10 protein-coding genes are annotated in these 10,942 nt (G+C 70.1%); 6 read left to right on the top strand and 4 right to left on the bottom strand.

Annotated elements, in window-relative coordinates; all coding sequences use genetic code 11:
• Together A8W25_RS05350 and A8W25_RS33265 are read left to right on the top strand one after the other, a co-directional pair.
• The coding region (locus A8W25_RS05350; RefSeq protein ID WP_158942403.1) for a WYL domain-containing protein at nucleotides 1-348 on the top strand (348 nt) is incomplete at its 5' end.
• Nucleotides 345-1,343, top strand: coding sequence for a radical SAM protein (locus A8W25_RS33265; RefSeq protein WP_067156753.1), 999 nt, complete (start codon nucleotides 345-347; stop codon nucleotides 1,341-1,343). The genes A8W25_RS05350 and A8W25_RS33265, both read left to right, overlap by 4 nt.
• A 492-nt stretch (nucleotides 1,344-1,835) precedes the next feature.
• Here the strand turns inward: A8W25_RS33265 and A8W25_RS05360 are convergent, their stop codons facing one another.
• The 4 genes from A8W25_RS05360 to A8W25_RS05375 are packed head-to-tail and all read right to left on the bottom strand — an operon-like array spanning nucleotide 1,836 to nucleotide 7,703.
• Nucleotides 1,836-4,016: a TniQ family protein gene (locus A8W25_RS05360; protein WP_067156756.1), complete on the bottom strand. Its 2,181-nt coding sequence runs from the start codon at nucleotides 4,014-4,016 to the stop codon at nucleotides 1,836-1,838.
• Nucleotides 4,013-5,128 (bottom strand): TniB family NTP-binding protein, encoded by a 1,116-nt coding sequence (locus A8W25_RS05365; protein WP_067156763.1) that lies wholly within the window; start codon nucleotides 5,126-5,128, stop codon nucleotides 4,013-4,015. Before A8W25_RS05365 ends, A8W25_RS05360 begins: the two co-directional genes overlap by 4 nt.
• Complete coding sequence (locus tag A8W25_RS05370) at nucleotides 5,125-7,242, bottom strand: helix-turn-helix domain-containing protein (RefSeq protein ID WP_067156765.1); 2,118 nt, start codon at nucleotides 7,240-7,242, stop codon at nucleotides 5,125-5,127. The genes A8W25_RS05365 and A8W25_RS05370 overlap by 4 nt, the downstream gene beginning before the upstream one ends.
• Nucleotides 7,239-7,703, bottom strand: a complete 465-nt coding sequence (locus A8W25_RS05375; protein ID WP_234386263.1) for a TnsA-like heteromeric transposase endonuclease subunit — start codon at nucleotides 7,701-7,703, stop codon at nucleotides 7,239-7,241. The genes A8W25_RS05370 and A8W25_RS05375 overlap by 4 nt, the downstream gene beginning before the upstream one ends.
• Before the next feature lie 579 nt (nucleotides 7,704-8,282).
• On the opposite strand from A8W25_RS05375, the gene A8W25_RS05380 reads away from it, so the two are divergent.
• From A8W25_RS05380 to A8W25_RS05395, 4 genes are all read left to right on the top strand, one after another.
• On the top strand, nucleotides 8,283-8,642 hold the full coding sequence (locus A8W25_RS05380; RefSeq protein WP_067156771.1) for a DUF317 domain-containing protein: 360 nt from the start codon (nucleotides 8,283-8,285) through the stop codon (nucleotides 8,640-8,642).
• 142 nt (nucleotides 8,643-8,784) lie between these two features.
• Nucleotides 8,785-9,081 (top strand): hypothetical protein, encoded by a 297-nt coding sequence (locus A8W25_RS05385; RefSeq protein WP_067156774.1) that lies wholly within the window; start codon nucleotides 8,785-8,787, stop codon nucleotides 9,079-9,081.
• A 48-nt stretch (nucleotides 9,082-9,129) separates the two neighbouring features.
• Complete coding sequence (locus A8W25_RS05390) at nucleotides 9,130-9,903, top strand: DUF317 domain-containing protein (protein ID WP_234386270.1); 774 nt, start codon at nucleotides 9,130-9,132, stop codon at nucleotides 9,901-9,903.
• Between the two features lie 148 nt (nucleotides 9,904-10,051).
• On the top strand, nucleotides 10,052-10,927 hold the full coding sequence (locus A8W25_RS05395; protein ID WP_067156777.1) for a hypothetical protein: 876 nt from the start codon (nucleotides 10,052-10,054) through the stop codon (nucleotides 10,925-10,927).
• Nucleotides 10,928-10,942 lie beyond the last annotated feature (15 nt).

Here is a 10,942-nt window from a genome sequence, read left to right on the forward strand (position 1 = left end):
CCCCGCTCCCTGCCCGCCGATGACCCGGCCGCCTACGTCGCCGCCACCATCGCGACGGCCCCCGCCCGCTACACGGCCCGCGCCACCGTCCCCGAACCCGCACAGACGGTACGCGCCCGCACCGGCGCCCTGCCCCAGCGCATCCACCCCATCGACGACGGACACTGCACCGTCGACCTCACAGCCGACGACCCCCGCCACATCGCCGTCCAACTCCTCAATCTCGGCCCCCACGCGAAGCTCAAGGGCCGTCCCGAACTCGCACACCCCCTGGCCGAGCTGGGTCGGCAGTTGCTGCGCGCCGCCGAAACGCTGGGCGAATGGGACCGGCCGGAGACCGAGCAGTGAGCGAGACCACGGCCCATCAGGAGGGCCTCTTCGCGGCTGCCGAGGTCACCCCCGTGCCACCCGCCTCCCCGGACTTCCAGGACATCACCTTCCACGAGATCCAGGCCCGTACCCTCCTCAACCGCCTGCCCGGCGCGGAGCCAGGCGGTATGGGATGGACCCTCAACCCCTACCGCGGCTGCACCCACGCCTGCACCTACTGCTTCGCCCGAGACGGCCACCACCACCTCGGCCACAACACCGGCGCCGACTTCCAGGCCCACCTCTACGTCAAGACCAACGCCGCCGCCGTGCTCCGCCGCGAACTACGCACTGGCAGGACCGGCGACCGGTGGGTCATGGTCGGTACCTCCACCGACTGCTACCAACGCGCCGAGGGCCGATACCAGTTGATGCCCGGCATCATCCAGGCCCTGACCGACTACCGCGTCCCCTTCACCACAACCACCAAGTCCGCCCTCCTACGCCGCGACATCCCCCTCTACGCCGAAGCAGCCCGGGTGACGGACGTCCTGGTCATGACCTCCCTCGGCTCCCTCGACGACCGCGTCTGGCACGCCTTCGAACCCGACGCCGCCCCACCCCGCGCCCGCCTGGACACCATCGCAGCCCTCCGCGCCGCAGGCGTCCCCGTCGGCGTCCTCATCGCCCCCGTCATCCCACACGCCGCAGACCACCCAGACGCCCTGAACGCGCTGGTCGACGCCTGCGCCGACGCCGGAGCCGTCACTGTCTTCCCCGACGTCATGCGCCTGAGCCCCGGTGCCCGCGACTGGTTCCTCACCCAGTCCGCCCGCACCCTGCCGCCCCACCTCCACCAGCTCCTTGCCGCCGACTACACCTGTCGCCGAGCCATGCCTTCGCGCTACATAGAGGAAGTGACCGCTCACATCCACGCCCGCGCCGCCCACCACGGGCTGCCCCGATGGGAGGACTACGTGCGCCACGTCAGCAACCGCAGCAACCGTGGTCGGACGGGCCCTCTTCGCATGTAGGCCAGGCCCTGGCCCTTGCGGTCGTCGCTTCCCTGGCCGTCAACGTCATCACCATTTGACCGCAGCCATGGTGCACGGGTCCGTCCGCGCGCTCGCCGAGCACGCTGATGCGTACGTGCGTCGGGTGCGGGACCGTTCGCTCCGGGCTGGCGGGAGATGGGGGTGGCAGAGGCCGCGGCACGTCTCATCATGGGTGAGCGATGGCGACTTCGTCCTGTGCGTGCCGCCTGCGCCGTGTTGGCCGTCGGGCGGCTGCGGTGCCGATGCCGGTTGTCCGAGCCGGGCTGTTCGCGGCGTTCGGGACGGGCGTAGTTGCAGGTATCGAATCCGTTCTTTCCGTTTCCGTGGACCTTCATCGCCCCATGCACACCGGTTCCCGGGGATGGGGCGCAGGCGTACGCGGGCACGATCGGTGGCGTTTCAACGAGGCGTGCCCAGTTCACCATTCGCTGTTGGGTGCAGGGCTGGCCCTGCCTGTCGGTTCTGGAAGGGTCATCTTCTCCTGGGGCGGCCTGGATAGGACCCGGCCGGGCGGAGCGGGACATCGTTCTTGAGCAGAGCCAGACGCACGGTGGCGAGGCTCGTTCCTTCCCGGTCCGCGATGTCCTGGAGCGAGAGGTGGTCTTGTTCGTACCAGGTGCGCCACTGCCCGACGCGGGTGGCGGTGTGCTGGGTGCGGCGAAACCGCGGCGGGCTCCAGTCGACCGGGTGCCGGGAGAACAGGTAGATGACGTGCGCCGTGGTGGTGTGGAGAGTCTGCGCGACCTGGGCGATGGAGAAGTCACCGCTGGGCGCGGCCTGGTGGAGGCGGGCCTTGGTGATGCTGTCCGGGTCAGGACCCGGCAGGCGCAGCGGGCGCAGGCTGGCGGCGTCGAGGCGTGGTGCCCACTGAAGGGGTTCGTCGATGCCGTGCTCGTCGAGGATCCTGCGAGCGGTGCCGTTGAGGAGTTCGGCCTCGGCGGGCAGGATGCGCCAGCGAAATCGCAGGTACTGGTGGCGCTGTGCGCGTGTCGCGGGCGCGATAGCGGGGTGCGCGAGCCGTGGGGGTGTCCCGGTCAGGGTGTGGAAGATCCAGCGGTGGGCGTGGGCGATGCCGGGGGTGTGGTTCGAGCGCAGGCGGCGCTGCAGGTCATGCCAGTGTGCCGGGTCGACAAAGTTGGGGCGGGGAGTGAACAGGGCGCGGCGGCGTGCGTAGTCGATGGGGCTGCCGTGCTGGTCGAGGTGGTCGGCGAGCAGGACCAGGGCGTGCAGGACGTCGGCGCAGTCGGGGCGGCGGGTGAGTTCCGCGAGCAGGGACGACACGTTGTGGCTGCTTACCGTGGTGTCCATCAGGCGGATCGCCGCATGGATCTTGGTGGTGTTGCCGACCAGCAGGCAGGCAACAGCGAGGAGTTCATCTGCGCGACGTGCCACGGGCTTGCCGCTGGCGTGCCACGGGGCCAGCCGCAGGCTCCACTCGGGCCACAAGGCGGTCGGCAGCATTCGGGCGCGTGCGTCCTGGTCGCCCGGGGCGCGGGTGGAGGCGATGGCGGTCCGGTGGCGCAGCCGCGCCACGGGCATCACCTGTGCCTCCCGGCTGCAGCGCAGCGCTGCTTGCAGACGGAGTGAGATCGTGCCGCCGTTCAGCAGGGCCACACCGCCCGGGTGAAGGGGACGGCCGCTGGCGGTGACCCGGTCGGTCAGCCACTGCACCGCCTGGCCGGCGGCGGGCACCGACGGGGCCGTCAGGACCTGCATCGCCGCGGTGAGCGACACGGCGGTGGCAGCCGCGTCGTCGGGGGCGAAGTAGCTGTGCTGGGCCAGGTGTTGAGTGCCGCGTACGTGTGGTGAACCATCGGGCCGGTGGGAGCGGTAGTGCTCCCACCGGTGGAGGACCTCGGGCTCGACTGCCTCGGCCAGATCGCTGCCGGCGGCATAGTTGAGGACCCAGCCGGCCAAGCAGCGCGCGTCACTCAGCACCGCCTGCAAGGGGGCGCCGCCCGGCCCGTGCAGCGGCCAGCGCACCGCTCGGTCGGGAGCCGTGAGGAGGTGGTCGATGAGGTGTTGGGTGCGCAGGACGGCGCCGCCGGGCTGAAGGGTAACGCCCGGGGTGTCGGTGAGTGGGTGGTGGCAGCGGGCGCGGCGCGATCCGGCGGTGGCCGGGCTTGCGCACCGTCCTGGGCGCGGTGTCGCGCTGCGGGGATGAGCGTGGAATCGGGGGATCCGGTGGCATGCGGGGCAGCGGTCGGCCAGCAGCATCTGATGGCGTACGCAGGCAAAGGACCAGCCCAGGCGCCAGGTCACCTGCCAGCGCCCGCCGCTGTCCATCAGGCAGGCGGGACAGTAACGGGATCCGGCCCGCCCCCACAGCAGTGGTCGGTGCACTCGTCGCTGGTCGTGGTGGATGACCACTGCGTGTCCGTCGAAGCGCCGCAGTGTCATTGCCACCAGGACGGCTTCGGGGACGCCGGAGACGGCCGCGATCTCGGCGATCTCCTCTTCGGTGGCCAGCACCGCCCAGCGGGGCAGCATCGGCTTGGCCAAGGTGACATCCCTGGTCGGCAGCCCCAGTGCGCGCAGGACGTCCGCGTACCGGCAGTGCAGGCGCGCGGCGAGGAACTCCAGCCAGGAGTCCAGGGCCTCGCCGGTCACGGGCGGATACCGGAGCGGCAAGGTCGGCCGGAGGGCGCTCACGAAACGGTTCGCGCACCGCGCGCCCGGCTGGTGGCCTTGCCTGCATGAAGCGCGTACTCGAGTTCCGTGCGGGCGTGTTCGGCGGCCTCGTCGTTTCTGACCTGGTCCAGGAGATCGCGGGTGAGGCGTTCGGCACCGGTGCGCACCGCGCGCTGGCAGCCGCGGTTGACCAAGGTCATCAGAGAGCCGATGTGCCCGGTACTGCGGGCGAAGAGGTAGTCGGACAGGTCGTCGGCGAGCATGCCGGGAAAGGCGTCGGCCAGGACGATGCGCTGCTCCAGGGCCAGCAGGAGCTGTCGCCAGTGGCGCCGTCCCCGCTCGGTGTCGATGGTGAAGGGCGGCATGTCCAGCCGTGTGGTGCGTCGGCCGGTCTGCGCCAGCACCGTGTCCCCGGCCGTCTCGCCCTCGCTGAACAGGCCCTTGTCCGAGAGGCCCACGCCGACCTTGAGGAGAGTGACCGGGAACTCGTTGGCGATCCATTTCAAGTGGTTGCTGACCTCGATGCCGCTGGTCTTGCGCCACTTGAGGAAGTGCAAGTCGTCCAGAATCAGCAGGCGGACCTCGCACAGCAGCATGCAGTCCAGGGCCTGCAGACCGAGCTGGGCAGCGGTCGAGGTCTGGCGTCCGGGGTGGCCGAAGAACTCCAGCATGGCCCGGTTGAGGTCCTTCATCCCTGTGTTGCCGGTCAGCCCCACCCGGCACACCGGCCACCGCTCATGGCCCTGCGCGGTAAACGCGCTGTGCTCGGCGATCTCCCGGCGGTGAAACTCCCGCGCGAAGGCGAGCACCGCGGTGGTCTTGCCCAGCCCTGGGAAAGCATCGACGGCCACGGCCCCCTTGGCCTTGTCGCCGTCCTGCTGGTTGCTGTCGACGATGTCCCACAAGTCCTCGTGCAGGCAGGACAGTTGCGGTGTGCGGATCGGCCCCAGGTTGGCATGCCACTGTCGCCGCGCACGGTCATAGGCGACCCGCGCCCGCTCGTCCAGGCCCCCCAGCGTCGTGCGGCTCAGCCGCTCGGGCCGGGAGCGGCGCGGTGCATCGACGAATGCCTGGAAGTCCTCCTTGCGCGACAGCGCCAGGTTCCCCGGATCCAGCGCGCCGGCCGCGGTCACACGTCCTCCAGGGCGTCGGCATAGAAGTCGCCTTCGCCGGCGAAATCCTCCAGATCAGCCGCATCGTCATCGCCTGCCTCTGCCTCCGGTTCGGATGGGCCCGGCTCGTCGCGGCCCAGTGCTGTGCGGACGGACGCGAGCGAAGCCACCGTCGCCGCCCCAGGGGCCGGCAGGTCGAGGGCGGCCTGTTCACGGGAGATCCTCAGCGCCATGCGGCGCTCGGCGCGCGTGGCGCCCAGCCCGAGATTCCACCGCTCCAGCAGATCGGAGACAGCGAGCCGGTCGTCGGGGTAGCGGTACTTCGCGGCGGCCAGCTTCCGCGCGAAGGCCAGGGCGTCCTCGCTCAGCGGCATCTGAGCCGATGCCGCGTGCTCCCAGGTCAGGGTGTGCCAGACACGGCTGGTTGGGTCGCGGAAGTAGATCCGCGAGACATCGTCCGGGTCGACCTGGAAGGGCCAGCCGTTCTTCACCGGGCTGTCGTAGGGGCTGCGGATGCCCGGGCTGGGCAGGCCGGGCCCGTGGTAGCGGCGGCGGCCGATCTCGACGCCGTAGTGCTGGATCGTGCGCCACTCGGTCTTCAGGAACTCGTAGGCGAGATCCCGGTCGCGGGGCACCTCGATGTAACCGGCCCGCGCCATACCATGTTCGAACATCTGCGCCGGAGACATCCGCAGGCCCGGCAAGCCCGGATCGACCAAACCGGAATGAGGACGGCAGTGGTGGACCACCGCAGTCCACTCCCGAATGATCGCCTCCAGCTCGTCGAGGAAGAAGAACGCCTCACCCTCCGGGCTCTCTCCGCGCGTGTGGATGTCCGGGCCCTTGTAGCCGGGAAGCGCTTCCAGCAGGCCCTCACGCAGGGTGCGGAAATAGCGCTCCAACGGGCCCTTGTCCCGGCCCGTTCGCAGGCGCGCGGGCTGGATCGAGATCCCCATCCGCCGGCACACGCTCGTCAGATGCTCCGAGACATAGACCCTGCCGTGATCGACCACGAGCGTCTCGGGGACCAACGGCGGTGAGGCAAGACCCGGCCCCTCGACCGCGCCGACGTCGACCAGGACCGTGCGGGGAACGCCGTGATCGGGCCACACCGCGTGCCGAGGCCAGTTGCGCCCCGCCGACCGGGGCCGAAACGCCTGGTAGAGCACGGCGCTGACATCCACCGCCTTCGTCGAGACCGGCGTAAGGCGCAGCCCGGTGACGCAGCGGCTGTACCAGTCCATGGCCACCGTCAGCTCCGCCTGGACCCACCTCAAAGTCAGCGGATCGAACGCGAATACATCCAGCCGCGTGGTGTCCATCAGCAGATACTCGCCCGGCCGCGCCGGCCGCAGCTTGCCGTAGGGCCCCTGCGGGCGCTCGGCGATGTCCCTGTTCCGCTTCGTACTGAGCCGGAACAGCGGATGCCGCCCCTCCAGCTCAGTCAGGATCCGAAACGCCGTTGCCCGGCTCGGCTGCGGCACCACGTCCGGGCCGAAGCGGGCGATGACCCGGGCCCGGGTTCGCTCGATCACCAGAGTGCGGGAGGGCCGCGACTGGTCGGCGTGCTCGACCATCACCTCCAGTGCCGTCTCCACCCACCTGTCATCGGTCGAGGGCCGCGCATGTTCCTGCAGTCGCCGCTTCGGGGCGAGCCCGGCTTCACCGTGCCGGCGGAAGTCAGCGATCCATTGTTTCACGGTCCGGACAGACACTCCCAGTTCTTGGGCCTTGGCCGCGTACTTGGGCTCCGCCAAGCCGCCGGGCGGAAATTGCGGGCGGGGCTCGTCCTCCCGTGCGAGCTCCGGGCTGCCCGAGCGGTATCCCGTCAGGACCTCGCGGACGTGCTCGGCTCGTTCAAGCACCCTTTGCCGTTCCTCCCCGCGCAGCTGGCCCAGCACCACCGAGGCGATCTGGTCGATGTCGCCCGCCGACGGTCCCGTCTGCTCAGGGATCAGCTGTGCTCGGTCGGAGAACAACAGCTCCTTCAACGTGAGCCGACGCACATGCCCCTGGCCGTCTTTGAGGACCACCTCGTTGCCCGCCGTCGTCGTGGTCATCTCGACCACTTCGACGCTCTCCCCGTCGTACCGAAAACGCGTACCGACTCCCACCCGGGCTCCCGCGCCGCTCACGCAGTCCTCCGCAACACCCCTGACGGACCGAGGGGTTCGGTGAGATCCGTGCTCAGCTCGTGCCTCCACAGCAGGTGACGGATCGCGGCCCGCACACAGGACTCGGGACGCCCCGGCAGACGCCCGGCAGCGTCCCCCAACGGGACACCGTCGAGGTCAGCGCGGCACACCTCGTCCACGAGATCGGGCGGGAACAGCCACGCACGGCGGAAACCGGCCAGGAAGCGGACGTTCTCCAGTTCCGCCTCCGGTGGCTCGCTCCACACCTCGTAGCGCCACCGGCGTGACTCCACCGCCTCCCGGGTCCACGCGAAGGTGGCAGCCACCTCTGGCTTTGCCAGCCGCAGGTGCGGCTTGACGTCCACCACCACCGGGCCGTGCTCCGTGACAAGGAGGTAGTCCGGGATGTGCTTGCGACGTTTCCCGTCCACCACGGCCGTCAGCAGAAACGGCTGGGCCATGATGCCGCGTACCGAGGCATCGAAGTCGGCGAAGCAGGCACGCGAGCTCCAGGCGCGACTCGTAGATCACGTGACCCTGCATCGTCGACGACCAGTAGGTCCCCGAGTAGTGCTGCTGCCCCTTGTACCAGCGGAATGTCCGCCAAGGACCGACCGAACACAACAGATCAAGTGAAACGGCCGACCACGCTCGACCTTCAACGACTTCACCATCGCGGCGACGGACACTGACCGTTACGGCGGAATCGTCCATGGCGTACCCCCACTCGGATGATGGCCCGCATCACCACGATGCCCACCTCCGGAACGGCGATGGGCGAGCGCCGGATGCCAGCACCCGAAAGGGTGAATACGCTGAACAGGGGGTCTCAATATCGCTTCATATATGCAGCCGGTGTGCAGTCGCGCTTGAGATTGTGAAGTCGAATATGAGATCCCACAGCTGTCAAAGGACAGCAGTTCGCCGGGGGCAGACAGGAAAGAGCCCGGAAGGGCTGGTGCAAGCGTCCGAGGGGATGTCAACCTGGACGACCTTCCGGAGGACCGGAGGAAATCCCAGGTCAGAAAGGGTCATGCCCGTTGACGGTGGAGCTGTCGAATGCCGGATTCCGCACCACGGTCGAGGAGTTGCGGCTGCGTAAGTGGCTGCTGGGACCCGGGCAGCCGTCCGAGGTCATCGATGTCTTTCCCGAGGCGAACGGGGACTTCAAGTTCGTCACCGACGACCGTGCCGACCTGCACATCGCTTCGGCGGATGGCCGGTTCTACCTCGGCTGGTTCCCCGAGGGGCGTCCCGGAGCCGAGCGGGAGGGCTGGGTCCTCGCGGTCACGGGCACCGCCCGGGTGCCCGGCTATCGGATCGTGTTCGAGCCGCACACCCCGGCCCGGCTCGTCGCCGTGGCCGTACGCGAGGCCCTTGCTACTTCGCGCAAGCGCTGACACGCACACCGGCCTGGTCTGTCGGCTGCCACGCCGCGCTGGCGGCATACCGTCGCGCCCGGCACCCTTCCTGCCGTCCTGCCCTGTCATGCCTCTGTTTCTGTGAGGAGTTCCTGTGGACCCGCGTACGACATCGTCCGAGATGACGGTCGGTGACCTGATCGAGCAACTGTCCGCCATCGACCGGGAGACCAAGGTCCGGCTCGCCGTGAACCCGTTCTTCCCCATGGCCCACAAGCTGGGGGAGGTGACGGCCGGGCCGGACCTGGACGGACAGCCCACCGTCTACCTCGCCGAAGACCCGGCCGCAGTCCAGTTCGGATACCTGCCCCGTCCGGTCGCCGAGGCCCTGGCTTGGATGGAACCGGTCGATCCGCCTGGGCACCACCGCCGCCGCCGACGCCTGCGCGCCGTCGAAGACGACGACACCAACGGCTGAACACCAGGAGCGCCCCTGCCTTCGCCCCTTCCCCCCGAACCCTCCGACGTGGGTCGGCTTCCGGCGTACTGGGTCACCCCCCGCCACCTCGCCGGCGACAACGGCACCCCGGCCCTGGCCGAACAGGTCGCTGCCCTGCTGACCGAGGCCGGATGGACCACCCTCACCCTCGTGCGCGGCCGACGCGAACCCGACGAGATGCCCGAGGCCCGCCAGGTACTGCGCAGCACCGTCCTGCACATCGCGCCGGACGCCCTGGCCTGGGCGCAGTGGGTCCTGGCCGACGAACCGGTGCTGCTCGCAGACCTGCCGATCGCCTGGACCGTCTCCGCCCGCGCAGATGCGACTGCGCTGCCCGCGTGGACGGCGTACTTCACCACCGGCATCCCGCCCGAAGCCCTCACCGACTTCCTGCTCGCCCTGGATGAGCGCCCCGACCTCGCACACGGCTATGCGGGCCCGCAGATTGTGCTGGACACGCTGGCGGCCCGGGGCTGGCTCCGTGACATCGACATCCCTGACATGGTGTCTGACGCGGACCTTTCCACCAGCTTCGCCCTCGCCCCCCTGCCGGGCCCCGGGGACGGGATCCAGGACGGCGACCCCTACGTCCTGGGCCCCGGGGCCGACGTGACCGGCTGGCAGGTATGGTCCGAACCCCGCATCGGCGAGACGTACTTGTGGGCGGCGACCTTCTCCGCCAGCACTCCGCACGACCTCGTGGCCGCCTTCGCCGACTCCCTGGCCTCCCCACTCCCCGTCCTGCGTCACACGCTGCCCGACGGCAGCGAGGGCCGGCTCACCCTGCGCGCGGCCCCCTGACCCCCTGGTGGCCGGACCCGCACCGCGGTCCGGCCACCAGCCCTGCCCGTCGATCCCACCGGTACGTGCGCACCGCACTGATGACGCTCGCCTGCCGGTCCTGTCATGCCCCTGCCTCCAACCGGACGGAGTCCTTTTGCCTACGCCCTTGGTTCGCCTCGCCCTTCACCGTGCTTCCGGCACGGCGCACTACGGCGTCGTCCTGCCCGATGGCGCGGTGACCGCCTGTGCCACCGTCTCCCCGGACTGGATGGCCATTGCCGAGCGCACCGCCCACACCGACTGCCGGGCCTGCAGCCGCGCCCTGCTGGCCTTGACCACGCCCGCCCACCCCGGCCTCTCCCTTATCGCCCTGCCGGCTACCGGCACCGGCAAGAGCCCGGTCGGCCACCAGATGATCCCCGGCCACCTGCTGGGCCATTGCGGCAAGCCGCTGGACCACGAACGCACCCCCTCCGCCCGCGCCTGCCGCGCCTGCGCGCACTTCGCCACGGTGCTGCAGCGGCTGAAGGAACGCGCCCACGGCCTGCTGCTCCCCGCACACTCCCCGTGCCACGGCGAGCCGGGCCTGCTGGGGGCGCCCCTGGACCGGGGCAACCTCGTCACCGGGCACCGCAGCAACGCGCTCACCGGCAAGGGCTTCTGCGAGACGCCCCTGTCCGGACCCAACCCCGGGGCCTTGAACGTGTGCGCGCCGTGCCAGCGTCACGGGCGGGAGGCCGATGCCGCCCGGCGTGATCACACCCTGCTCCGCATGCGCGAGCACGCCGACGCATTGCGCAGCCAAGTGAGTACGGCGTTCGACGGCCGGGCCAGCGTGCTGCGCGCCGGTGATGCCTACACCGTCTCCGGGTGCTCGGATGCGCATTACGTGGTGGCCACCACCGATCTCGGCGGCAGCCACATCGACACGCTGGTCTACCTGCCCGCCGAGGACCGCATCGCCGACCTGCGCCTGCACCGAGACCGCCTCCTTGCCATCCAACGCCCCGCCTCTTTCCGGCCTGTGGCTTCCCGCCGATAACAGCGTGCTACGACA

Origin of the sequence: Streptomyces sp. ERV7 (genome assembly GCF_001653515.1) — a bacterium.
Classification (GTDB): domain Bacteria; phylum Actinomycetota; class Actinomycetes; order Streptomycetales; family Streptomycetaceae; genus Streptomyces.

Bases quoted from the DNA above. Each gene is read 5' to 3' on its own strand.
- A8W25_RS05375 (WP_234386263.1), bottom strand. From the start codon at position 7,703: ATGGCCCAGCCGTTTCTGCTGACGGCCGTGGTGGACGGGAAACGTCGC.
- A8W25_RS05385 (WP_067156774.1), top strand. From the start codon at position 8,785: ATGACGGTCGGTGACCTGATCGAGCAACTGTCCGCCATCGACCGGGAG.